The organism is Gilliamella sp. B3023, from assembly GCF_026536845.1.
Taxonomy (GTDB): domain Bacteria; phylum Pseudomonadota; class Gammaproteobacteria; order Enterobacterales; family Orbaceae; genus Gilliamella; species Gilliamella apicola_E.
Map to the genome: position 1 here is coordinate 21,972 of NZ_JAFNNH010000012.1, position 22,586 is coordinate 44,557.

Here is a 22,586-nt window from a genome sequence, read left to right on the forward strand (position 1 = left end):
ATACTACATAAATTAAATTAGGAGTGACCATGAACAGATCCGATTTAGCTGAAAAAATAGTCAACTGGCGGGCACACCTTCCTGTGCAACTGGTTGATGATGCTGTTAGAGATATTATTGAGCAAATCGCATTAGCGATGGAGACTAACGATCGTGTGGAAATCCGCGGTTTTGGTAGTTTCAGCTTAAATTATCGTGCTCCACGTAAAGCAAGAAATCCTAGAACAGGTGGAAATGTTGAAGTTAAACACAAATATATTCCTCATTTCAAACCAGGGAAAGAGCTACGTGAACGCGTAAATAATGCAGCTAAAGCATAATTAAATTTAGTTAATTAAAAAAAGCCTTTGAGTAAAATCAAAGGCTTTTTTGTTATTGAATAAATCATTTTCTTTAATATAAAAAGTGAAAGAGTTATCTGTAAATTGGAATAGAGATCTAATATTAATTATAAATTAACTTCAAAAAAGTCTGAGCATGTTAGATTGGCTGTTTAGTCAATATAAGAAGTAGAAGTTGATGCGGTGTTCAATAGATTTAATGGCAATAGCAATTTCATTAGGTAGTATTCCATTAATTTTTTTACCATCGTTACCCAATGATCAAGATTGGTATATTTTAGCTTTTATACTGATTCTTTTAGCGGCTAAATTTCAACGTTATTTTACTTTTATCATCATCCTTGGATTAAGCTTTCTCTGGTCGACCGCTATAGCAAAGCAATATCTCAATTCAATTGAACCTTATATTGACCAAACATTAGCAATAACGGCAAAAGTTGAAAGTATTAATACACAGGCTCCTGCTAAAATTCAAACCATGACTCCCCATTATGTAAAATTTTCAATTACCAATATTTCAGATCAATCTTTGCCTTCACCCATACCCATCATTATCCTTTGGGAACAACCCGAATTAATAAAAGCTGGACAAATATGGCAATTAACCATAAAAACTAAAGTAGTCCATAGTTATTTAAATGAAGGAGGATTTGATAAACAACGATTTGCGATAGCCAATAAATCTTTATTAAAAGCCAAAGTCATCAAATCAGTTCTAATCGAGGATAAATCTAATTTTCGACAACTCATTGCAGATAAATGCCTACCTTATATTAATTTATTTAGTTATCGAGATATTTTATTAGCACTTGGTTTTGGTGATCGCTCACAACTTGAAACTCATAATCGAATAACAATGATGCAAACAGGTGTTGCTCACTTAATGGCTATTTCTGGAATGCATATTCTATTAGTCTTTTATATTTGCTTTGGAATAACTAAAGGATTCGTTTTTTGCTTACCACAACGTTATATTTATTTCTTCCTACCGATTATAGTAGGTTGGTTGTGCAGTATTGGTTATACGTGGTTAACCGGCTTTAATCCACCAGCATTACGAGCGATTTTTGCTTTATCGATTTGGATATATTTGCGTTATAAGAATAATCAAATAAGTGCATGGCAAAAAGTTAATCGTATTATTGCATTACTATTAATTATTGATCCGTTAATGATATTGTCCGAAAGTTTTTGGTTGTCTTGCTATGCTGTTGTTAGTTTAATTTTTTTGTTTGATTGGTTACCACTACCTAACGCGATGAAAAATAAAAAACGGTGGTATTTATTTAGATTATTACATTTACAATTTGGTTTGACACTATTACTTCTACCAATCCAATTGTATGTTTTTCATGGTATAAGCGTTGTTTCACTGGTTGCTAACTTGATTGCTATTCCTATTATCTCTCTAATTACTTTCCCAGCAATTTTACTGGGACTAGTATTTAGTTTAATCAACTGTTTTTATCTTGCTTTATGGTTTTGGTTTGTTGCCCAATATTCGCTTGAATGGTTATTTCATTGTTTAGATTGTCTAAATTATATGTGGTTAACTATCTCAATGGATTTTTACTTTCTAAGCTTTATTGGTTGGTTAGCCTTTATAATAATAAGAGCAGCAGTTTGGCGAAGGTTTAGTTTTACACTTTTCATTATTTTGACGCTGGCTTTTTCTCCTTTCTATAAACAACCAGATTATCTTTGGCGAATGGATATGCTAGATGTTGGGCATGGTCTTGCTATTGTAATTCACAATGGTCAATCAGCTATTTTATATGATACGGGTGCAAAATGGGAAAACAGCTCAGCAGCAGAGCAAATTATTACTCCTTTTCTGCAATGGCATAACCTCCAGCTTGAAGGAATTATTATTAGCCATAGTCACAATGATCATATTGGAGGATTATCCTATTTACAACAACGTTATCCCAATGCCTGGCTTATGAGTTCATCTTTAAATTTACGCAATGATTATAATTGCTTAGCCAAGCATAATTTTTATTGGAAGCACTTAAATCTTAAAGTGCTATGGCCGACTAAATTAGTTGATAACACGGAAAATGCTGATTCGTGTGTAATACAACTTACTGATGGTCGATTTTCAGTGCTGTTAACCGGTGATTTAGAACGAAGGCAAGAGTATGATTTAGTTATGCAATATAAGAAAAATCTATCTTCAACAATATTACAAACTCCACATCATGGTAGTAATACTTCGTCAAGTTATCCATTTTTAAACTATGTTAATCCAGTTAATGCATTAACTTCAACCTCACGTTATAACCCTTGGCAACTCCCTTCAAATAAAATCACTGCTCGTTATAAAGAGTTAAATATTAATTATTTTGTTACAGGAAGAGAGGGGCAAATAAGTCTGTTTTTTTATCCTACTTCATGGCAGCAAAAAACGTTGCGACATGACACAAATCCAAGATGGTATCATGATTGGTTTGGTAGTTTACCGTTTTATGAGTAAAATAAGGGAAGTACTTTAAATAGGGTCACTAAAGGTTTAAAAATGATTGAAAATAGCAGGCGATATGATGATTGAAAAACTGTGGTATGGTAAAAATAAATCATTTTGGTTGCTACTGCCATTTTCATTATTATATGGATTTATTGCTTCCGTTCGTCGTCAACTATACAAACTTGGTGTATTAAAATCATGGCAGTCTCCTGTTCCAGTTATTGTTATTGGAAATTTATCGGCGGGTGGTAATGGTAAAACGCCACTTGCCATTAGTTTAATTGAGGCGTTGAAATCTAAAGGGCTAAAAGTAGGATTAGTTTCGCGAGGTTATGGTGGAAAATCTGATCACTATCCATTAATCTTAGATGAACATACTGGAACTGAACAAGCTGGTGACGAGCCTGTATTAATTTTTCAGCGAACCCATATACCGGTAGCAGTCGCGCCAAAACGAGTTGACGCAGTTAAAGCGTTATTAGAATCTTATAAATTGGATGTGATTTTAACCGATGATGGTCTACAGCATTATGCGTTAGCTCGTGATATTGAAATTGTTGTGGTAGATGGGAAACGCCAATTTGGTAATGGTTGGTGGATACCGGCTGGACCTATGCGAGAAAGAAGAGAAAGATTAAAATCGGTTGATTTAATTATTATCAATGGCGATAGTACAGGTGATATAGTAAATCAATTTCCAGATAAAACCTTCACCATGCAATTATTACCTGGTCATGTAGTAAATCTCTTAACTAACCAACAATGTGAATTGTCATCACTTCATCATATTTGTGCAATTGCAGGTATCAGTAATCCAAAGCGTTTTTTTGATATGCTAATTAAAATGAAAGCTGATTTAGTTCATACAGAATCTTTTGCTGATCACCAAAATTTTACGCTTCCGTTATTAGAAAAAGTAGTGGAAAATAATCAAACACTTTTAATGACTGAAAAAGATGCAGTAAAATGTCGTCAATTTGCATTACCTAACTGGTGGTATTTACCCATTGATGCAGTAATACCAAATCAAGCTATTGAAAAGATTTATTCACTGTTAGAAGAAAAAAAATCACTAAGAGAAAAAAAATGATTCTATTAAGCGCTATTGCTTGTCCTATATGCCATGGTCAATTGGAGTATGATAAGCAAAATCAACAATTAATTTGCCAAAAAGATCGGCTGGTTTACCCGATTAAAGATGGTATTCCGGTTTTATTAGCAAGCGAAGCAAAGCAATTAGTTCGATCTCATTGTGATAAAGAATAAAAAAGTTTAGAGGTAATTTTATGAGTTTTACGGTAATTATTCCTGCAAGATATGCTTCAAGTCGTTTGCCAGGAAAACCGCTTGCAGATATTCATGGCAAACCAATGATAATTCGAGTTATGGAGCAGGCTAAAAAATCGTCAGCTAATCGAGTAATCATTGCAACGGATAACCAACAAGTATTTGATGTAGTCAAAAGCTATAATGGTGAAGTAATTCTCACTAGCGATAAGCATAATTCCGGTACAGAACGGTTAGCGGAAGTAATTGATAGTTACAAATTTGCTGATGATGAAGTTATCGTTAATGTTCAAGGTGATGAGCCTTTGATTCCCCCAATTATTATTGATCAGGTAGCCGAAAATCTAGTGAAATTCAAAACTGGCATGGCAACGTTAGCTGTTCCTATTGATAGCGTTGAAGAGGCGTTCAATACGGGAGCAGTAAAAGTCGTGACAGATAAAGATGGTTATGCACTTTATTTTTCAAGAGCGACTATTCCTTGGGAGCGAGACCGTTTTGCTAATTTAAATGAGCAAGGTAAGGTAGATCAAATTGGCGATTTTTATTTACGTCATATAGGAATTTATGCTTATCGAGCTGGTTTTATTAGGCAGTATATAAAATGGGCACCTTCGGCATTAGAGTCAATTGAAATGCTAGAACAACTGCGTGTACTTTGGTATGGTGAAAAAATTCATGTCGCTGTAGCTAAACAACCTCCAGCAATTGGTGTCGATACTCAAGAAGATTTAGAAAAAGTAAGAACATTATTTAAGGAGTAGATGATGGCAACGTTTACAGGTTTTACTCAGGCAGGATTAAACTTTTTACAAGATGCATGGATTAATAATAGTAAGGCTTGGTTTGATGAGCACCGAGCTATTTATGATAATGATTTAGTAAAACCTTTTAGATTATTAGTTGAGCAGTTAACGCCAGCTATGCTAAAAATTGATGAGTGGTTTGAAACGCGTCCCGCTATTGGTAAAACCATATCTCGTATTCATCGTGATACTCGATTCTCAAAAGACAAATCGTTATATCGTAGTCGACTATGGTTAACTTTCAAACGCCCAAATCGTGATTGGAAAGAGGCGCCAGCCTATTTTTTTGAAATCAGTCCAGATTGTTATCGTTATGGATTAGGTTATTATTGTGCATCGAAACAGACTATGGATATATTTCGTGAAGAAATTTTAAATGATACCGAAAAATTTCTAAAAGTTATTCGATGTGTTAAAAAGCCATTTGAATTAGTTGGTGAGTCTTACAAAAGACCTTTAATCAAAGATGAAAAAATATCGACATGGTATAACCGAAAAAATCTTGCCGTGATGGTAACCAATAATCATATTGAAGATGTATTAGATGGTAACTTAGCGGATAAACTTGCTAAAGGTTTTAAACAACTATTACCACTATATGATTATTTAATGCGGGTTGAAATGATTAAAAACATTCCAAATCTGTAAAATAGATATTAAAAAATAGCGCTCCTCAAATATTTTGAAAGCTTAAAATTAATTCTTTAACACCATTTATAATAAACTGTGTACCCACACAAACTAATAAAAAGCCCATAATTTTTGAAGTGGCTTCAATGCCACTTTTTCCCATAAACCGCATTATGCTGCCTGCGTTACGCATACAGAACCATAAAATAATACATAATAGTAATGGAATAGATGATGCATAAACTACCCAAGTTGATACGTTATACCCACCACTTTTCACAGTTGAAGACATACTGATAATCATCGCAATGGTTCCTGGGCCAGCGGTGCTTGGCATAGCTAGGGGAACAAATGCAATATTATTTGAAATTTCTTTTTTCTTCTCATCAGCTTCTAACGTTTTGTGAGAGGGTTGTTGAGGAAATAGCATTCTAAAACCAATGATACCAACAATCATTCCGCCAGCGATACGTAATCCAGAAATAGAGATGCCAAATCTACTCATTACTAATTGGCCACAATAAAACGACACACTCATAATAATAAAGACATAAATACAAGTCATTTTTGATTGGTAATCTTCATTGGTCATATCGCCTGATAGACCTAATAGTAATACAACGGTAGTCAATGGAATGGTATAAACAGAATCAAACCAACAGTTTGTATAATTTCCAGAATAAAATGAATCTAAATCATAATAATAGTTTTAATTAGGTATATATGAAATATAAAAAAAAGATACATCAACCAGCAGTTGATAATTGATATCATCGTTGCTAAACACGGCTTAATTAATCACTTTCATTAGATGCTTTTTTAAATAATGGTGATTTTAGGTTTTGAGCTAATATCACGCCAATTATTGACATACCTCCACCAATTATATGGTAGCTATAGAGTGTTTCATGCAAAAATATTATTGAGATTATAGCGGTAATAAATGGAGTTAAATTTAAGAAGAGGGCAGTTTTATTTGCGCCGAGTTTTTTTATACCCATTATCCAAACAAATGGTGCAATTATAGAAGCTGGAATGCCTGCGTAAAGGACCAACCAAACATTATCCGAATTTATAGTTATATTATTGCTTAATAAAAAACCGGGTAATAAAGCTAATGTACCAAAAATAATTTGGACATAAACTGACTGCCAATTGGTTATAGGCATAATCCATTTTTTAGTTAACACACCATAAAGTGCATAAGATAGTGCCGCCAATAACATCATTATCTCGCCTTTACCAATACCAAGTTTGAGTAACGGATGACCTCCACTAATCAGCCAAATTAATCCCATGAAAGATAAAATACTACCAATTAGCACTCCTTGGGTGGGTATTACTTTTAAAATAAATAGGCTTAATATAATGGTTAATAATGGAATTATTGACATAATAATTCCCATAGTTAATACACTAATAGTTGCAGCAGCATAATAAGCCAGGCATTGATATGAAGCCATACCAAGTAGACCTAGCACCATTAATTTAAAAACATGTGGGTAAATTTGCTGTAAATTTTTAGTAATACCTTTTAGCAAAAATGGGGTTAATAAAATGAGAGCGAGAAGCCAGCGATAAAATGAGATAACTGCCGGATCAATCACGCCAACAGATAATTTATTGATAGCGGCATTGCCTGCCCAAATAAATACTGCAATAAATGGGTATAAATAAGCCATATATTTTTTGATAAATCAACGAGTAGAAAAATAAATCTAGTTTATCTTGTCTTATTTAATAAATATTTCTTTAATCAGACAAAATGATCTAATATAAGACAAAATTTATTCTATTTAACTATTTATGAATGTCAAAAAACAATCAATTTTAACTACTTCTAATCTAAAACCATTACTCTTTTTCCATCATGAATCGTTCAATGCTGATACTGAATATTCATCACATCATCATCCTTGGGGACAGGTTATTTGTGTAAAGTCAGGAATTTTTGTTTTAACGGTTAAAGATCAACGTTATTTGGCGCCATCGGGTTTCGCATTATGGATTCCACCTTATACCGAACATGCTTGTTTTAATAAAAAATTTGCATGGTTTCGTACAATTAATATTAATAGTTATCAAGCGATGCCTAAAAATACTTGTTTGCTTAACTTGAGTAAGCTTAGCCAAGCTATTATTGATTCCTTTTTTGACCGAAATATTGTACAACCAGAAAGTGAGCAAGATTTGAGGTTAGGGCAAGTATTGATTGATCAGATTTCAGCAGAACCTTACCATAATATGTATCTACCCAATACTAAAGATAAATACTTAGCCCCGATTTTAAATGAGTTGGAACGTAATCCTGCTGATAATAAGACACTGGCACAATGGGCTAAAAAAGTTTTTAGTACAGAACGAACTCTTGCAAGGCGTTGCCAGCAAGAATTAGGTATGTCATTTAGTATGTGGCGACAGCGACTACGGTTTTTATATAGCATTTCGCTTTTAGAACAAGGAAAATCGATACAAGACATCGCGTTTTCTGTTGGTTATAGTTCAGTATCGGCTTTTATTACTATGTTTAAAAATATTTCAGGTGTTACGCCAGAGCTTTATCGTTCTAATACCGGCTATAAGAAAAACTAGTCACAATAGGTGGGTGTTATTTTAAAAGACGATGTAAAAAAATGCAATTTGAAAAAGGCGTAATTTATACGCCTATATAATAATGAATTGAATAAATAACGATTAAAATGGAATATCGTCATCGAAATCCATTGGTGGTTCTGGCATAGCTGGTTGACTTGCTGGTGCAGTTGATGAAGCACGAGATGCTGCAGGAGTAGTTGGCGCAGAGGATGTATTATTTGCACTTTGTCCCCAACTTTTTGAACCTTCATTGTAAGAGTCATTATTAGGGCGGTTACCTAAAATTTGCAATACACCACCAATAGGGTTGATAACAACTTCTGTAGTGTAACGATCTTGACCTGATTGGTCTTGCCATTTACGAGTTTGTAGTTGCCCTTCAATATAAACGAGTGTTCCTTTTTTAATGTATTCACCCGTAATTTCAGCTAATTTACCAAATACGACAATTCGATGCCATTCTGTTTTTTCTCGATTTTCGCCAGTTTGCTTGTCTTTCCAAGTTTCTGATGTAGCAACATTAAAATTTGCGACAGTATTACCAGTTGACATGACACGTACTTCTGGATCTTGACCTAAATTACCAACTAAAATGACTTTATTAATTCCTCGGGTTGCCATTATAAACTCCTAACAATTGCATAGATATATAATTGAGCTATTGTAACATGAGACTGAAATAACATCACCGAATTTAATTTAAATTTGGAAGTTTGTATCCAAATTTTAAAAATTCAGAAAGATTGGCTTAGACATAGGAATTTTTGGCTATAACGAGTATAATGCCACCCATTTCATATCTTAAACATTTTTCTGCTGGAGGCCTTATGATTAATGCGTTTGGATTAAAAAACAAACAATTAGTAAAAATTAATGAAGGCGATATAAAGAATGCGACTTGGATTGACTTGATCGAGCCGGAAGAAGCTGATCGTGAATTCATCCTGACCAATTTAGGTCAAAATTTAGCAACAAGTATCGAATTAGACGATATTGAAGCATCAGCTCGTTTTTTCGAAGATAATGAAGGACTACATGTTCACTCCTTCTTTTTTTATGAAGATGCAGAAGATCGCGCCGGTAACTCTACCGTCGCTTTTACCGTGCATAATGGACGTTTATTTACATTGCGTGAACGCGATTTACCTGCGTTTCGACTATACCGAATGCGTTCTCGTTATCAGGGAATGAATGATGGAAATCCGTATGAAGTTTTATTAGATTTATTTGAAGTTAAAGTTGAACAATTAGCCGATCAAATTGAAAATATCTATAGTGAGCTAGAAGAATTGAGCTTAATTATTATGGATCGTTCCGCTCAAGAGCATTATGATGAAGCGATTACTTCCTTAGCTGAGCTCGAAGATACGGCGTGGAAAGTACGCCTCTGTTTAATGGATAGTCAGCGTGCGGTTAACTATTTAGTTCGTCGTGCTAAGATGCCTGTTGAACAGTTAGAACAAGCGAGAGAAGTTATTCGAGATATTGAATCATTGGTACCCCATAATGAGTCATTATTCCAAAAGGTTAACTTTTTAATGCAAGCAGCTACTAGCTTTATAAATATTGAACAAAGCAGAATAATTAAGATTTTCTCGGTTGTTTCTGTGGTATTTTTACCGCCAACAGTAGTTGCATCAGCATATGGTATGAACTTTGAAAATATGCCTGAGTTAAAATGGGAATATGGATATCCATTATCTTTATTGTTGATGTTAATAGCAGGGGTCGCTCCTTACATTTACTTTAAACTCAAAAAATGGCTTTAGTGGTTATTTTCCTTTCAACTTTTTAAAAATTACCCGCTAACAATTTTGTTAGCGGTAATAGTAAATTCTGTTAAAGCAATCTAGTTAAATCATTATAAATAGTCCATAATATTGCCAGTTTTATTTTTAATATTTATTGAACTATTGTTCATATAGAAAGATTTTATTTTTAGAAAAAGGGAATAACATGAGTCAATATGCACTAGTTACCGACATTGGTGGAACCAACGCTCGTTTTGCACTTTATGATTTAGCAACTAATGAATTATCCGCAATAACTAAAATCCTCATTTCAAAAGATGATGTACTACTTGAATTAATTAAAAACTATTTGAAATCCCAAGCGGTAACAGTGGATATGGCTTGCATTGCCATAGCTTGCCCAATCAATGAAAGTGATTTGATTGAAATGACTAATAATAATTTGTCGTTTTCTCGTTCAGAACTTATCAAAGAACTTAAACTAACTAAGTTAGAAGTAATTAATGACTTTACTGCAGTTTCAACATCTATTCCTCAATTATCCGCGCAAGATGTGGTTAAAATTGGTGGTGAGGAGCCGAATCTTGATTATCCAATAGCAATCTATGGTGCCGGAACGGGGTTAGGGGTTTCTCATTTAGTTAAAGTTAATGGTCATTGGATTAGCCTATCAGGCGAGGGTGGTCATACAGAATTACCTATGGTTAATGAACAAGAAGATCGAATTTTAGCTCAGTTAAGAAAAAAATTTGGTCGAGTTTCTTCAGAGCGTTTTTTATCGGGTAATGGTATCGTTAATATCTATCAAGCTTTGTTACAGATCAATAATCAACCAGTTGAAGATATCACCCCAGATATTATTGTGAATAAAGCATTATCAAATAGTTGCCCAATTTGCTCAGAAACATTAACTCATTTTTGTACTTTTATGGGGCGATTTGGGGGTAATTTAGCCTTAACACTTAATACTCAAGGCGGTGTGTATATTGCTGGCGGTATTGTGCCTAGATTTATAGAATTTTTTAAATCATCACCATTTAGAGAAGCATTTGAACATAAAGGTCGTATGTCTTATTTAGTTAAAAAAATTCCTGTTTATGTGATTACTCATAAAGATCCGGGATTATTTGGTGCAGGTGTCTATTTGCAAAATAGCCTGAGATAATTGAGAAATAGGATTTTAGTTTATGATGTGGTGTTATATTTATAGAAGCACAAAAAAAGAAAATTGTTATCTCTATATGGAAAAAGAGAACGATTTCTCTCCAATTCCTGAAAAAATTATGTCAATTTTTGGCACGCCAGCTTTTGTCATGAAAGTCTTACTCGATGGTAAACGGCGTTTTGTGGTAGGAACAGCACAGGAAATTGAGGAAAAAATTAAAGCGGATGGATTTTTCTTACAAATGTTAAATGAAGACGATTTTAAAGTATGATTGAACCATTTTGGGAATATAAAACTTTAGATCAAATGAGTGATGACGAGTGGGAACAACTATGCGATGGTTGTGGCCAATGTTGCCTAAATAAATTACAGGACGAGGATACTGACGAAATACTGTATACCAATGTTGCATGTAATTTGCTTGATTCAAATACCTGCCAGTGCAGACATTACCACAACCGTTTTAAATATGAGCCTGATTGCATCAAGCTAACAAGAGAAAATTTACTGACAATTGAGTGGTTGCCAGCAACTTGCGCTTATCGTTATTTTTCAGAAACAGGGCAGTTACCGCAATGGCATCCATTAATTGTTGGAAATAAAAAGTTAATGCACAAATTAAAAATATCAGTCAAAAATCGAATTGTGTATGAAAAAGATGTGATTTGTTGGGAAGATCATATTATTTAAAAAGAGAGCCTAGGCTCTCTTTTATTTTTATAGTATAAGCCATAAATTTCCAAGAAAATCGACAGCTAATAAGTTTAAAAACATTAATATAAAAACAAATATCATAAATGAAATATCAATCATACCTAATGGCGGTATAATGCGCCGAATAGGTGCAATAAGTGGTTCTGTTAATTGAGCAAGTAATTCATCAGTATAAGATTGTCCACGACTAACCCAACTTAAAATAGCTCTAAATAATAATAACCAAAAAATGAGGTGTCCAATCGCATGAGCCATTGCAGCCAAGGCGAATAATAGGTAATAAGGGCTAAACAACGGTGCGTTATATCCCTCAAAACGGAAAATAAACATAATTTTTAGTAATGCAACTGCATAAAAAAGAATCCATGTCGCCGTGTCGATACGACCAATAGATGGAATAAGTTTTCGCATTGGACCAATAATCGGTTGGGTAATACGAACAATAAATTGAGTAAAGGGATTATGAAAATTTACTCGCGCATACTGCATCCACAAACGTAGAATAAGTATGTATAAGCAAATAGTGAAAATAGCCCTTCCTAAGAAGATTAACGAAATCATTTAATACTCCTAAAATCTAAAATGATCTGCAATATATCACACATATTGCCGTGCACCAAAGATTGCACTACCAATGCGAACCATTGTACTGCCTGCAACAATAGCTGCTTTCATATCGCCTGACATGCCCATTGATAATGTATCTAAAAAAGGATAATCCGTTTTCAATGATTCTAAAAGCTGAGTCATCTGTTCAAATACCTCAAGTTGTTTAGCGTAATCATTTTCTATCTCGGGGATGGCCATAAGGCCACGTAACCTTAAATTAGGTAATGTAATTATCTGCTTAACTAAATCGGCGACTTCATCTACTGCAATTCCAGATTTACTCTCTTCATTACTAATATTTACCTGAATAAGAACATTTAGCTTATCCATATCTGTAGGTCGCTGATCATTTAAACGCTGAGCAATTTTGAAACGTTCAATGGTGTGCATCCAATCAAAATTTTCAGCTACTAGCTTAGTTTTATTTGATTGCAATGGCCCGATAAAATGCCAAGTAATCGGGGTATTCGGCATATTTTTATTAAAGTAAGCAATCTTTTCAACACCTTCTTGAACATAATTTTCACCAAAGGCTAATTGGCCTACATCAATTGCTTGAGCGATTAATGTGACCGGCTTGGTTTTACTTACTGCAATAAGTTCAATTGTATTGGGATTTCGATCGCAATCTAAGGCAATTTTATGTATTTCATTTTTAATCTTGATTAAATTGTCATGTACTGTATTCATATTAATTCCCAATAAACTAATGGATAGTGAGTGAAAATGATAAATTCAATGTTGGCTTTTAGTGTAACGCAAAAAGCTTCTGATTTGCATCTTTCTAGTGGTGAAAAACCGTGGATTCGTATTAATGGTGAGCTAAAACCTATTGCGCAAGATAAATTATCGCCACACAAACTTGAAATTGATTTATTTAATCTATTAAATGACGATCAAAAGGGGCTATTACAACAGCATCAACAAATTGATTTTGGTTATCATCTTGAAGATATAGGCCGTTTTAGGGTAAATATTTTTTATCAAAAACGTGGTATTTCAGCCGTATTTCGAATTATTAAGCAAAAAATACCAAGCTTAACTGATATTCAGGCACCTGATGTACTAAATGAATTAGCAAAAGCAGAATCTGGAATTATCTTAGTTACTGGCGCAACAGGTAGCGGAAAATCAACAACTTTAGCTGCATTAATTGATCATATAAATCAGACGTTAGCTAAACATATTATCACATTAGAAGACCCTATTGAGTTCATTTATCAAAGTGATAAATCACTTATCCAACAACGCGAAATTAACCATTTTGGTGATGCAATTGATAGTTTATTAAGGCAAGATCCAGATATCATTTTATTGGGTGAATTACGCAATAAACAGACCATTCAAGCTGCATTAACTATTGCTGAAACCGGCCATTTAGTTCTTGCAACATTGCACACTCGTACCGCAATACAGACAATCAACCGTATTATTGATGTCTTTGAAGAGGGGACACGTGCATTAATTCGCACTCAGCTATCAAATAGTTTAAAAGCGATAGTCTGTCAAAAATTAATACCTTATAAACAAAGTCGAAAAGCTATTTTTGAAGTTCTGATCAACACCCCAGCCGTCAGCAATTTGATCAACGAAGGTAAAACAAGGCAGATATTATCATTAATGCAAACAGGTCAACAAGTTGGTATGCAATTAATGATTGATTGAGTTAAATAGTAAAAATTTCGTCTTCTTTTTACTCGTAAATTTTATAAGTTTTATTCAAAAATTTATTTTATAATCTTTATAGTATTTCATTCATAAAGGTATAAACAAATGGAACAGCGTATAGGTCTTATCGGTATTGGTAATATGGGTAATGCCATTTTACAAGGTATTTTAGCAAGTAATATTGTGCCGGGAACGCAAATTTACGTTTATGATCCTCATCCCGAAAAGGGCCAAGCACTTAATCAAACGCATTCAATAAATAATTTAGGATCGGCAAAAGATGTTGCACGAGAATCAGATATTGTTTTCATAGCAGTTAAACCCAATGTTATTGTGGATGTATTAAATGATATTCAAAAAGAGTTAAAAAAAGATACTATTGTCATCTCGATTGCCGCCGGTGTAACGATTAAAACTATTGCGCAATGTGTAGGCTATGAACAAAAAATTGTTAGAGTTATGCCAAATACTCCAGCTTTAGTTAATGCCGCTATGTGTTCTATCACACCTAATACAGAAATTACTGATCAAGAATTAACAATTGTTGAAACTTTATTAAATTGTATTGGTGAAACAGAAGTTGTACCTGAATACTTAATTGATGCCGTAGTTGGGGCAAGTGGCTCTTCTCCTGCATTTGTATTTATGTTCATTGAAGCATTGGCTGATGGTGCAGTTAAAGGTGGCTTATCTAGAAAACAAGCTTACAAATTTGCGGCACAAACAGTGATGGGTTCAGCTAAATTATTGCTGGAGACAGGAAAACATCCAGGTGAATTAAAAGATATGGTTTGTTCACCAGCGGGTACTACAATTGAAGGCGTGCAAGTACTTGAGGAAAAAGGCTTTCGAGCAGCTATCATTGACGCAGTAGAGGCTTCAATTCAAAAATCCAAAGATTTGTCAAAAAATTAAAGATTGTTAACATGAACAATAACAAATAGTTATTGTTCATTTCATTTTTAATTGTAAATAATAGCAAATCATTGCTTGTATTAGTCATCTATTTATGAGTTAATAGTCACCAGCATATTACATGCAGATATATTTTGTAACATTTAGATTTATGCAGTTTGTAGTTTACTTTAATCACATTTGTATTAGTTCTCTTCAGTCTTCTCTTCTGTTTGTTAATAAGTAGTCTAGGTTTTATGTTCTAATGTTTCGCCTTTGATGGCTGTAATTAATTTATTTATAGGAAGATTTTTATGTCTAAAAAAACTGGTCAAGTTAAATGGTTCAATGAAAGTAAAGGTTTTGGTTTTATTTCACCTGCTGATGGAAGTAAAGATGTGTTTGTTCATTTTTCTGCAATCTCTGGCGATGGATTTAAAACTTTAGGCGAAGGTCAACAAGTTGAGTTCTCTATCCAAGATAGTCCTCGTGGCCCTGCTGCTGCTGATGTTACAATTATCTAATTTGTAATTTTTAAATTATCTTATCGATATTGGTTATTGATAAGATTTTTCATATTATCTTATCAGTATTAATTATTGATAAGATTTTTTACATTTAATTAATAGACTTTCTTTACCAATTCTTATATTATCCCTTCAAAGTAATTCAGTAATAAACATACTTTTATGTTCTAAATATTTATAATTTTAAGGAAAAGAAACAATGAAAAAATTAGTATTATCTGTTGCATTATTAGGTTTATCTTCTGTTGCTATGGCTGAGTTATCAGAATCTTGCAAAACTTACTTTGAAAAAGTTGATAGCTTTATTAAATCTATTCCTGATGATGCTGCTACTAAACAACAAACAGACATGATCAAACAAAACTTAGAAACAGCTAAACAACAAATTTCTGCAATGCCTACTGCAAATCAAGAAGAAGGCTGTAAACAAGCAACTGAAGTATTAAAACAACTAGAAGCTTCAGTCCCAGCTAAAAAATAAAGTCATTGTTTAGACGCTATTATTTCTTACGATAGCGAAAATCCCAAGGGGCTATTGGATGTTTATCTTTCCATAGTCCTTTTTTGTTTTGTTTAGCTTTTAATTCGAGCTTTACCATATTCTTATTACTAGCAACGCCTTTGAAGCGGTAAGCCCACGCAAAGCCATTTTCCACCATCTTAGCATTAATGTTGACTTGTTTTAGATAGATGACGCCTAATGTCCGTTGATAAATATCCTTTTTATTTTCTTTAACATAAACAGTTTTACCCGCAATCAACGATGCTAAGTATTTTCTTGATGCATTACCATATGCTTGGTGTCTTTCTGGAGCATCAATATCGAGTAACCGGACGCGAATTTTTTTATTTGTTAATATATCAACGGTATCACCATCAATTACTTTTACAACTTTACCATTAAAGTCTGCTTGTGCTTGACCGATTACAACAAATAAGAGGATTAGGAGAGATTTTCTTAAAAAATACATTACGGATTGTTTCTTAAAATAGTAGCGTAAAAAAAGCTACTCCTTGCTAATTATCAGTAATTAATAATAGTGAGCAAGGAGTGTAAGATTATATTGAATTAAAATTCAGACGTGTCTTTAAATAAACCAACTTTAAGATCAGTTGCTTCATAAATTAATTTACCATCAACGTAAACTTCACCATCGCCGATTCCCATGATTAATTTACGATTAATAACACGTTTAAAATTAATTTTATAAGTCACTTTTTTGTTATTAGGTAATATTTGACCTTTTAATTTTAATTCACCAACACCAAGCGCTCGGCCTTTACCTTTACCGCCAATCCAGCCTAAATAAAAACCGACTAATTGCCATAAAGCATCAAGACCAAGACAACCAGGCATTACCGGATCGTTTTTGAAATGACATTTAAAAAACCATAAATCAGGATTAATATCAAACTCAGCTTCAACATAACCTTTACCGAAACTACCACCGTCTTCATTCATTTCAATAACGCGATCCATCATTAGCATCAAATCAGACGGTAATGGCGGTCCATCATGACCAAATAATTCACTATTACCTGATTTAATTAGATCTGCTTTATCATACGAAGATTTACGTTCAAATGTCATAAAAAAACCTTTTATTTTGTTGTCATTACATAATTGCTTATAGAATCATTATTGATTAAAAAACTAATAATTAACCTAAGCTGTAAAGTTTTACATGATTATTTCATTAATCGCATCAATGAAATTTTGGTCTCAAGTTTATTGTGTATTGTTACTTTTTGCAATTTTTTTCCAGCGACTGAGCCAACCATCACGTCTTCTATCTTGAATTAGCATTGATTGCATACGAGCATGAATCAACTTATAAAGACTAATATTATTCTCATCTTTGTAAGGAATACCAGTTAATAAATAGAGCGCATCGGCGACATGTTCGACAGTCCAAATAGAGAATTTATCATTATTAATTGCCTCAATAATGTCATCGCTTAAGCTTAAATGGCGCTGATTACTAGCAGGAATAATAACACCTTGTTGGCCAGTCAAACCTTGGTGCTGACAAACAGCAAAAAATCCTTCTATTTTCTCATTAACGCCACCAATAGATTGAACATGACCAAATTGGTCAACCGATCCTGTCACAGCTAATTGCTGATCGATAGGTTGATTAGATAGCGCACTAATCAGCGCGCAAAGCCCCGCCAGTGAAGCGCTATCGCCATCAATCTCATTATAGGATTGTTCAAATACTAATGATGTAGAAAACGGAAGTTGATGATTGATTGCAAACTCCGACATAATAAACGCTTGCATAATCATCATCCCTTTAGAATGAATATTGCCAGCAAGATCGGTTTTACGTTCAATATCAATTAATTCACCGTCACCAAAATGGACAAGACAGCTTAACCGTGTTGGCTCACCAATCGCTTTTGGATAACCGGGGTATTCAATAACTGACAACCCATTAATCTGCCCAACCACTTGTGACTGAGTATCAATCAAAATTTGATTGGTAAAAATCTCATCATGGAACCGCTCAGCTAAATAATTTTCTCGCCATGCTTTTTGTTCTAAAGCCTTTGTGACGGCTAAAGCATCAATATTCTGATTTTCTATAAAATAAGATGAATTTAGCAGAATCGATTGCACCCATTCAACGCTAAGTGGTAAATAATATTGATCACCCGTATATCTTGTTGCGTGTTTATAAATTTTAGCAAAAGCAGATTGCTCAATTTTAGGTAACGCTAAGTGGTGACTTATAAATTGTAAATAATTCATCCAATCATTAATTCGCTGAGGTTCAGTTATATGCATTTCACTTTCAAACTCAGCGTAAATAGATGATGAATAAAATTCTGGTTCAAATTCCTGCAATTCAGCTAGAGAGAGCCTATCTCCGACTAAAATAATGCGTAAATCCAACGGCATGGCAGGAATAGATAATGGTAATGGATGAGAATCATCAGCTGAAAACCATTCAAAAGTTTGTGACAGAACCATCTGTTTTAACTTAGCCCAAACTACTGGTTGCGCAAGCAGTGAACGCAATCCTAAAATTAAAACACCACCATTAGCATCATGAACTAAACCAGCTTGTAATTTGATTGGACTATTTTCAGGTTGCCTAACACAACCAAATAGTTTCTCCATATCAACGATTGTTGCTGATAGACAATTATCTTGGGATGCAAAATTATCTTGCTTACTTTTCGCTTCAGTTAAGGTAATTTTATTATCACTAAAGTAATAGCTATAACCTAAATGGGTCGTTGTGAGATTACGCTTTACCGACTGCTTTAATAAATCAAAAAAAAGCTCGCTTTCAGATGCTTTTAAAAGCACAAAGCGAGAACGATACTGCGTATTATGATTTTTGCACAATAAGGATACAGCAGCAGCAACGCGAGGTTGCCACGATAACAAATTGGTTAATCCATCACTGCATAAATTTGTTTTAATATCGCTATTATTTACAATGTCATTTACGTTAGGTTGGACTTCTTGAGAGTTGAGTTGTTTGATTGCCAAAGTTAGTATCTTTTTAATTAGCTATATTATTAAAGCAAATTATAACAAGTATCGATAGCAACGCCAACAAATAACCAAAGGCTTTATGCTAAAAAAATTACGGAAAGATTTTAAAAAATCAGTTAAACTGTGACGTAAATTTCAATTAAGTTTTTCTTGGTAATTACTACAATTAAATATGCTCAAACTCAAAAACAATCATATCAAAGACGATAAAACCTCGCAGATAGTTAGTTGGGGGCATTGGTTTACGCTATTTAATATTCTGGTAGTCATTTTACTTGGTAGCCAATATTTGCTCATTGCTGATTGGCCCCGAACATTCATGGGGCGTTTTTATGCAATTATTAGTGCGATTGGGCATTTTAGTTTTCTTACTTTCATTGTTTATTTGATATTGCTTTTTCCGTTAAGTTTTCTTATTCACTCTTCACGATGGCAAAGGATTATTGCAACTATCGTTGCAACCATAGGAATTAGTTTACTGCTTATTGATGTTGAAGTTTTCTCGCATTTTAGAATGCATCTAAATTTATCTATCTGGCAACTATTTACCTCGGATAAAGCATCTTTTCTCAATAGTGCATTTATATTAATACCCTTTATTCTTTTAGTTGAAATATTATTCTCGATTTGGAGTTGGAAAAAGCAACGCAGTTTAAGTAAACGCAAACGTTTTGCCAGACCTGTAGTAATAGGTTTTATTCTATGCTTTGTCTCATCACATTTGATTCATATTTGGGCCGATGCTAACTTCTATCGTCCAATTACGATGCAACGATCAAGCTTACCGCTATCGTATCCGTTAACGGCGCGTCATTTTCTTGAGCGTTATGGATTTATTGAAGAGAATGGTTATCGTAATCGCGCAATTCAAGAAGGTAACCCATTTGCGATCGCTATTGAATACCCACTCGATAAAATTTCATTTAATGAAAATCAAGATAAACCGAATATCTTGATTATTGATATTAATGGTTGGAATGATCGACTATTAGCCAATAATATGCCTTGGCTGAAAGAATTTGCTAGCCAAAATATACAATTTACTAATCATTATGGCGCAAGTAGCCAAGCCTACTTAAATAACTTCTCATTATTCTATGGACTGGACCCGAATTATTATAATAGTATCTTGGCAGGGCATAAGCCATCGGTATTATTCGAAACTGTAACGAAACAACATTATAACGTTGGTCTATTCTCGGCTGATGGTTTTTCTGAACCACTTTATCGTTATGCATTATTGTCTAATTTTACTACCCCAGATGGTAAAAAACAGTCTAACAAGCAAACCACTGATAATTGGATGGCATGGCACGATGAACAAAATCAACTCGAAAACCACGCTCCTCTATTTTCTGTCATCCAATATTCATTGGGTGCCAAAAATAAAAAAATGCCAATAACCGAACTAGAAACAGATGCAAAAAAACTCGACCAGTATTTAGAATCTTTAATTGCATATTTAACATTATCTAATGCATACGAAAACACCATAATTATTATTACCGGTTCTAATGACATAAAAATAGATGATGCTAAAAAATCTGCTTTACGTAATGATGAAGTTAGCTTTAATCGAAATACCTTAAAAGTACCATTAATTATTTCATGGCCAGGTAAAGAGGCAAAAGAAGTTAATAATATAACTTCTGAAACGGATATATTAAGAACATTAATGCAAGATGCTCTCAACGTCACTACACCTGCAAAACAGTATAGCCAAGGTCAAAATCTATTTCAAGAGCGTGAATGGATTCTAGCTGGAAGTGAAAATCAGGTTGCAGCGCTTTATGGTAATAAAACCGTGGTAATTGATGCGTATGGACGATCCAAAATATATGATCTAAACGGTAATCAATTGAAAGATGAAAAGATAAACTTACCTACATTCTTACAAATTGTCACCGAAAATCGTCATTTTATTGTGGTAGATAATTAAACAATGTTTTCCAAAGAGGTGAATATTACTTCACCTCTTTTCCCATTGCTTGTAAATCAGCATGATAAGATGAACGCACAAATGGTCCGCAAGCTGCATGAGTAAATCCCATAGCCAGCGCCATCTGTTTTAATTCATCAAATTCCTCGGGTGAAACATAACGTTCCACTGGCAAATGATACTTACTTGGTTGGAGATACTGACCTAAAGTTAGCATGGTAACACCATGGCTACGCAAATCTTTTAAAACCTGAATAAGTTCTTCATTGGTTTCGCCTAAACCAACCATCAATCCTGATTTTGTTGGAATTTCGGGGTGTTTTTGTTTAAACGTTTCAAGTAATTGTAACGATCCCTCATAACTTGCTCCTGGGCGTATTTTTTTATACAAACGAGGAATATTTTCCAAATTATGATTAAACACATCCGGAGGGTTTTCACTTAAAACCGCAACGGCTTCATCAACACAACCACGAAAATCAGGAGTTAAAGTTTCAATTTTTATATTCGGGCTTAATGAACGAATCTCTTGAGTACATGAAGCAAAGTGACTTGCTCCGCCATCTTTCAAGTCATCACGATCAACAGAGGTGATCACAACATAACGCAATTTCATCTCTTGAATTGTTTGCGCAAGCTTATTCGGTTCCTCACGGTCTGGTGGCAAAGGGCGACCATGAGCAACATCACAGAAAGGGCAACGACGAGTACAAATATCCCCTAAAATCATAAAAGTCGCGGTCCCATGATTAAAGCACTCCGCCAAGTTAGGGCATGAAGCCTCTTCACAAACCGAATGTAACCCATGTTTACGCATCGTATTTTTAATATGCGTAATATTTTCTGTATTTGCCGACAACTTAATTCTCATCCAATCAGGTTTTTTTAAAGGAGCTGTATCCTCTATAGTGATTGAGGGAATTAGACGCGTTTTTTCGGCATCACGATATTTTGAACTGCGGATTTCAGTATTTTGCATAATTCACATCTTAATAGTTTGGTAGCTGATTAATAAAATAATCAGTCAATAAATGGTTAATCTCTTGGCGATCAATTTTTGAAACATATTGTTTCAACTGCGTCATTTCTAATCCAGCATAACCACATGGATTAATATAATTAAAAGGAGTGAGATCCATATCGATATTAAGGGCTAATCCATGTAAGGTACAGCCACGCTTAATATGTAATCCAAGAGAACAGATCTTCTGTTGATTGACATAAACGCCCGGAGCGTCTTGTTTTGAATAGGCGACTATCTCATAGTGTTTTAATGTTTGAATAACACTATTTTCTAAATAATTGACGACATCACGAATACCTATTTTACGCCTTTTTAAATCCAATAAGATATACATAATTTGTTGTCCAGGCGCATGGTATGTAATTTGACCACCACGATCAGTTTGCACAACAGGAATATCCGTTTTAGTAAGCAGGTGCTCAGGTTTTCCAACCTTACCTTGAGTAAAAACCGGAGGATGTTCAACTAGCCAAATCTCGTCTTGAGTTTGCTTATCACGCTGCTGAGTAAAATCATGCATAGCTTGATAAGTATGCCAATAAGGCATAGTGTTTAACTCTTTAATAATGACGTTTTTACTTGGCATATTATCTGTCAATTCAGTCTTAATTTAACAATAAATTAACAACTATATAGCAGATTTTACTATAACTTGACA

At 33.9% G+C, this 22,586-nt stretch carries 26 protein-coding genes; 16 read left to right on the forward strand and 10 right to left on the reverse strand.

Annotation, left to right across the window (positions count from 1 at the left end; genetic code table 11):
* Positions 1 to 29 precede the first annotated feature (29 nt).
* From ihfB to J3U16_RS08245, 6 genes are all read left to right on the forward strand, one after another.
* Positions 30 to 320, forward strand: a complete 291-nt coding sequence (gene ihfB, locus J3U16_RS08220) for an integration host factor subunit beta (RefSeq protein WP_065561940.1) — start codon at positions 30 to 32, stop codon at positions 318 to 320.
* Positions 321 to 519: 199 nt separating this feature from the next.
* Positions 520 to 2,817: a DNA internalization-related competence protein ComEC/Rec2 gene (locus J3U16_RS08225; protein ID WP_267330882.1), complete on the forward strand. Its 2,298-nt coding sequence runs from the start codon at positions 520 to 522 to the stop codon at positions 2,815 to 2,817.
* A gap of 67 nt (positions 2,818 to 2,884) precedes the next feature.
* Complete coding sequence (gene lpxK, locus J3U16_RS08230; RefSeq protein WP_267342857.1) at positions 2,885 to 3,898, forward strand: tetraacyldisaccharide 4'-kinase; 1,014 nt, start codon at positions 2,885 to 2,887, stop codon at positions 3,896 to 3,898.
* The gene (locus J3U16_RS08235; protein ID WP_267330884.1) at positions 3,895 to 4,074 is read left to right on the forward strand and encodes a Trm112 family protein; all 180 of its coding nucleotides are present in this window, start codon (positions 3,895 to 3,897) and stop codon (positions 4,072 to 4,074) included. The genes lpxK and J3U16_RS08235 overlap by 4 nt, the downstream gene beginning before the upstream one ends.
* 20 nt (positions 4,075 to 4,094) lie before the next feature.
* Positions 4,095 to 4,859, forward strand: a complete 765-nt coding sequence (kdsB, locus tag J3U16_RS08240) for a 3-deoxy-manno-octulosonate cytidylyltransferase (protein WP_267330885.1) — start codon at positions 4,095 to 4,097, stop codon at positions 4,857 to 4,859.
* Positions 4,860 to 5,549: a DUF2461 domain-containing protein gene (locus J3U16_RS08245; RefSeq protein WP_416379955.1), complete on the forward strand. Its 690-nt coding sequence runs from the start codon at positions 4,860 to 4,862 to the stop codon at positions 5,547 to 5,549. It abuts the gene before it with no gap.
* A 25-nt stretch (positions 5,550 to 5,574) separates the two neighbouring features.
* Here the strand turns inward: J3U16_RS08245 and J3U16_RS08250 are convergent, their stop codons facing one another.
* Together J3U16_RS08250 and J3U16_RS08255 are read right to left on the reverse strand one after the other, a co-directional pair.
* Complete coding sequence (locus J3U16_RS08250) at positions 5,575 to 6,168, reverse strand: MarC family NAAT transporter (protein ID WP_416380751.1); 594 nt, start codon at positions 6,166 to 6,168, stop codon at positions 5,575 to 5,577.
* Positions 6,169 to 6,325: 157 nt separating this feature from the next.
* Positions 6,326 to 7,213, reverse strand: a complete 888-nt coding sequence (locus J3U16_RS08255) for a DMT family transporter (RefSeq protein ID WP_267342859.1) — start codon at positions 7,211 to 7,213, stop codon at positions 6,326 to 6,328.
* A gap of 124 nt (positions 7,214 to 7,337) precedes the next feature.
* Here J3U16_RS08255 and J3U16_RS08260 point away from each other — a divergent pair, with 124 nt between their 5' ends.
* Positions 7,338 to 8,123 carry a helix-turn-helix domain-containing protein gene (locus J3U16_RS08260; protein WP_267342861.1) on the forward strand — a complete coding sequence of 262 codons (786 nt, stop codon included), beginning with the start codon at positions 7,338 to 7,340 and terminating at the stop codon, positions 8,121 to 8,123.
* Between the two features lie 102 nt (positions 8,124 to 8,225).
* Here J3U16_RS08260 and ssb read toward each other — a convergent pair whose 3' ends face one another.
* Positions 8,226 to 8,747 (reverse strand): single-stranded DNA-binding protein, encoded by a 522-nt coding sequence (gene ssb / locus J3U16_RS08265; protein ID WP_065734560.1) that lies wholly within the window; start codon positions 8,745 to 8,747, stop codon positions 8,226 to 8,228.
* Positions 8,748 to 8,953: 206 nt separating this feature from the next.
* Here ssb and corA point away from each other — a divergent pair, with 206 nt between their 5' ends.
* The 4 genes from corA to J3U16_RS08285 all read left to right on the forward strand — a co-directional run bounded on the left by corA (position 8,954) and on the right by J3U16_RS08285 (position 11,732).
* Positions 8,954 to 9,895, forward strand: coding sequence for a magnesium/cobalt transporter CorA (corA, locus tag J3U16_RS08270; RefSeq protein ID WP_065734620.1), 942 nt, complete (start codon positions 8,954 to 8,956; stop codon positions 9,893 to 9,895).
* Between the two features lie 187 nt (positions 9,896 to 10,082).
* Positions 10,083 to 11,042 (forward strand): glucokinase, encoded by a 960-nt coding sequence (locus J3U16_RS08275; protein ID WP_065734559.1) that lies wholly within the window; start codon positions 10,083 to 10,085, stop codon positions 11,040 to 11,042.
* A 22-nt stretch (positions 11,043 to 11,064) separates the two neighbouring features.
* The gene (locus J3U16_RS08280; protein WP_081299438.1) at positions 11,065 to 11,313 is read left to right on the forward strand and encodes a YcgL domain-containing protein; all 249 of its coding nucleotides are present in this window, start codon (positions 11,065 to 11,067) and stop codon (positions 11,311 to 11,313) included.
* The gene (locus J3U16_RS08285) at positions 11,310 to 11,732 is read left to right on the forward strand and encodes a YcgN family cysteine cluster protein (protein ID WP_065561932.1); all 423 of its coding nucleotides are present in this window, start codon (positions 11,310 to 11,312) and stop codon (positions 11,730 to 11,732) included. Before J3U16_RS08280 ends, J3U16_RS08285 begins: the two co-directional genes overlap by 4 nt.
* Before the next feature lie 27 nt (positions 11,733 to 11,759).
* On the opposite strand, the gene J3U16_RS08290 is transcribed toward J3U16_RS08285, so the two are convergent.
* Together J3U16_RS08290 and J3U16_RS08295 are read right to left on the reverse strand one after the other, a co-directional pair.
* Entirely contained in the window at positions 11,760 to 12,317 is a 558-nt protein-coding gene (locus J3U16_RS08290; RefSeq protein WP_065734558.1) for a YggT family protein, read from the reverse strand.
* Positions 12,318 to 12,353: 36 nt separating this feature from the next.
* Positions 12,354 to 13,055, reverse strand: a complete 702-nt coding sequence (locus J3U16_RS08295) for a YggS family pyridoxal phosphate-dependent enzyme (protein ID WP_267330891.1) — start codon at positions 13,053 to 13,055, stop codon at positions 12,354 to 12,356.
* A 36-nt stretch (positions 13,056 to 13,091) separates the two neighbouring features.
* On the opposite strand from J3U16_RS08295, the gene J3U16_RS08300 reads away from it, so the two are divergent.
* The 4 genes from J3U16_RS08300 (at position 13,092) to J3U16_RS08315 (ending at position 15,935) form a co-directional block, all read left to right on the forward strand.
* Positions 13,092 to 14,030 carry a type IV pilus twitching motility protein PilT gene (locus J3U16_RS08300; protein WP_267330934.1) on the forward strand — a complete coding sequence of 313 codons (939 nt, stop codon included), beginning with the start codon at positions 13,092 to 13,094 and terminating at the stop codon, positions 14,028 to 14,030.
* Positions 14,031 to 14,138: 108 nt separating this feature from the next.
* Complete coding sequence (proC, locus tag J3U16_RS08305; protein ID WP_267337532.1) at positions 14,139 to 14,948, forward strand: pyrroline-5-carboxylate reductase; 810 nt, start codon at positions 14,139 to 14,141, stop codon at positions 14,946 to 14,948.
* A 293-nt stretch (positions 14,949 to 15,241) separates the two neighbouring features.
* Positions 15,242 to 15,451, forward strand: coding sequence for a cold shock domain-containing protein (locus J3U16_RS08310; RefSeq protein ID WP_034909833.1), 210 nt, complete (start codon positions 15,242 to 15,244; stop codon positions 15,449 to 15,451).
* Between the two features lie 202 nt (positions 15,452 to 15,653).
* Positions 15,654 to 15,935: a DUF5339 domain-containing protein gene (locus J3U16_RS08315; RefSeq protein ID WP_267330893.1), complete on the forward strand. Its 282-nt coding sequence runs from the start codon at positions 15,654 to 15,656 to the stop codon at positions 15,933 to 15,935.
* 19 nt (positions 15,936 to 15,954) lie between these two features.
* Here J3U16_RS08315 and J3U16_RS08320 read toward each other — a convergent pair whose 3' ends face one another.
* From J3U16_RS08320 to J3U16_RS08330, 3 genes are all read right to left on the reverse strand, one after another.
* A complete protein-coding gene (locus J3U16_RS08320; protein ID WP_065561926.1) occupies positions 15,955 to 16,425 on the reverse strand; it encodes a thermonuclease family protein in 471 nt (156 codons plus the stop codon).
* A gap of 98 nt (positions 16,426 to 16,523) precedes the next feature.
* Positions 16,524 to 17,045, reverse strand: coding sequence for a bifunctional 3-hydroxydecanoyl-ACP dehydratase/trans-2-decenoyl-ACP isomerase (fabA, locus tag J3U16_RS08325; protein ID WP_065561925.1), 522 nt, complete (start codon positions 17,043 to 17,045; stop codon positions 16,524 to 16,526).
* A gap of 138 nt (positions 17,046 to 17,183) precedes the next feature.
* On the reverse strand, positions 17,184 to 18,959 hold the full coding sequence (locus tag J3U16_RS08330) for a Lon protease family protein (protein ID WP_267330894.1): 1,776 nt from the start codon (positions 18,957 to 18,959) through the stop codon (positions 17,184 to 17,186).
* 178 nt (positions 18,960 to 19,137) lie between these two features.
* Between J3U16_RS08330 and J3U16_RS08335 the strand changes: the two genes are divergently transcribed.
* Positions 19,138 to 20,904, forward strand: coding sequence for a DUF3413 domain-containing protein (locus tag J3U16_RS08335; protein WP_065734554.1), 1,767 nt, complete (start codon positions 19,138 to 19,140; stop codon positions 20,902 to 20,904).
* A gap of 25 nt (positions 20,905 to 20,929) precedes the next feature.
* Here J3U16_RS08335 and lipA read toward each other — a convergent pair whose 3' ends face one another.
* Positions 20,930 to 21,883, reverse strand: coding sequence for a lipoyl synthase (gene lipA, locus J3U16_RS08340; RefSeq protein WP_065734553.1), 954 nt, complete (start codon positions 21,881 to 21,883; stop codon positions 20,930 to 20,932).
* Positions 21,884 to 21,893: 10 nt separating this feature from the next.
* Positions 21,894 to 22,514: a lipoyl(octanoyl) transferase LipB gene (gene lipB / locus J3U16_RS08345; RefSeq protein ID WP_267330897.1), complete on the reverse strand. Its 621-nt coding sequence runs from the start codon at positions 22,512 to 22,514 to the stop codon at positions 21,894 to 21,896.
* Positions 22,515 to 22,586 lie beyond the last annotated feature (72 nt).

Bases quoted from the DNA above. Each gene is read 5' to 3' on its own strand.
- ihfB (WP_065561940.1), top strand. From the start codon at position 30: ATGAACAGATCCGATTTAGCTGAAAAAATAGTCAACTGGCGGGCACAC.
- J3U16_RS08225 (WP_267330882.1), top strand. From the start codon at position 520: ATGCGGTGTTCAATAGATTTAATGGCAATAGCAATTTCATTAGGTAGT.
- lpxK (WP_267342857.1), top strand. From the start codon at position 2,885: ATGATTGAAAAACTGTGGTATGGTAAAAATAAATCATTTTGGTTGCTA.
- J3U16_RS08235 (WP_267330884.1), top strand. From the start codon at position 3,895: ATGATTCTATTAAGCGCTATTGCTTGTCCTATATGCCATGGTCAATTG.
- kdsB (WP_267330885.1), top strand. From the start codon at position 4,095: ATGAGTTTTACGGTAATTATTCCTGCAAGATATGCTTCAAGTCGTTTG.
- J3U16_RS08245 (WP_416379955.1), top strand. From the start codon at position 4,860: ATGATGGCAACGTTTACAGGTTTTACTCAGGCAGGATTAAACTTTTTA.
- J3U16_RS08255 (WP_267342859.1), bottom strand. From the start codon at position 7,213: ATGGCTTATTTATACCCATTTATTGCAGTATTTATTTGGGCAGGCAAT.
- J3U16_RS08260 (WP_267342861.1), top strand. From the start codon at position 7,338: ATGAATGTCAAAAAACAATCAATTTTAACTACTTCTAATCTAAAACCA.
- ssb (WP_065734560.1), bottom strand. From the start codon at position 8,747: ATGGCAACCCGAGGAATTAATAAAGTCATTTTAGTTGGTAATTTAGGT.
- corA (WP_065734620.1), top strand. From the start codon at position 8,954: ATGATTAATGCGTTTGGATTAAAAAACAAACAATTAGTAAAAATTAAT.
- J3U16_RS08275 (WP_065734559.1), top strand. From the start codon at position 10,083: ATGAGTCAATATGCACTAGTTACCGACATTGGTGGAACCAACGCTCGT.
- J3U16_RS08280 (WP_081299438.1), top strand. From the start codon at position 11,065: ATGATGTGGTGTTATATTTATAGAAGCACAAAAAAAGAAAATTGTTAT.
- J3U16_RS08285 (WP_065561932.1), top strand. From the start codon at position 11,310: ATGATTGAACCATTTTGGGAATATAAAACTTTAGATCAAATGAGTGAT.
- J3U16_RS08290 (WP_065734558.1), bottom strand. From the start codon at position 12,317: ATGATTTCGTTAATCTTCTTAGGAAGGGCTATTTTCACTATTTGCTTA.
- J3U16_RS08295 (WP_267330891.1), bottom strand. From the start codon at position 13,055: ATGAATACAGTACATGACAATTTAATCAAGATTAAAAATGAAATACAT.
- J3U16_RS08300 (WP_267330934.1), top strand. From the start codon at position 13,092: ATGATAAATTCAATGTTGGCTTTTAGTGTAACGCAAAAAGCTTCTGAT.
- proC (WP_267337532.1), top strand. From the start codon at position 14,139: ATGGAACAGCGTATAGGTCTTATCGGTATTGGTAATATGGGTAATGCC.
- J3U16_RS08310 (WP_034909833.1), top strand. From the start codon at position 15,242: ATGTCTAAAAAAACTGGTCAAGTTAAATGGTTCAATGAAAGTAAAGGT.
- J3U16_RS08315 (WP_267330893.1), top strand. From the start codon at position 15,654: ATGAAAAAATTAGTATTATCTGTTGCATTATTAGGTTTATCTTCTGTT.
- J3U16_RS08320 (WP_065561926.1), bottom strand. From the start codon at position 16,425: ATGTATTTTTTAAGAAAATCTCTCCTAATCCTCTTATTTGTTGTAATC.
- fabA (WP_065561925.1), bottom strand. From the start codon at position 17,045: ATGACATTTGAACGTAAATCTTCGTATGATAAAGCAGATCTAATTAAA.
- J3U16_RS08335 (WP_065734554.1), top strand. From the start codon at position 19,138: ATGCTCAAACTCAAAAACAATCATATCAAAGACGATAAAACCTCGCAG.
- lipA (WP_065734553.1), bottom strand. From the start codon at position 21,883: ATGCAAAATACTGAAATCCGCAGTTCAAAATATCGTGATGCCGAAAAA.
- lipB (WP_267330897.1), bottom strand. From the start codon at position 22,514: ATGCCAAGTAAAAACGTCATTATTAAAGAGTTAAACACTATGCCTTAT.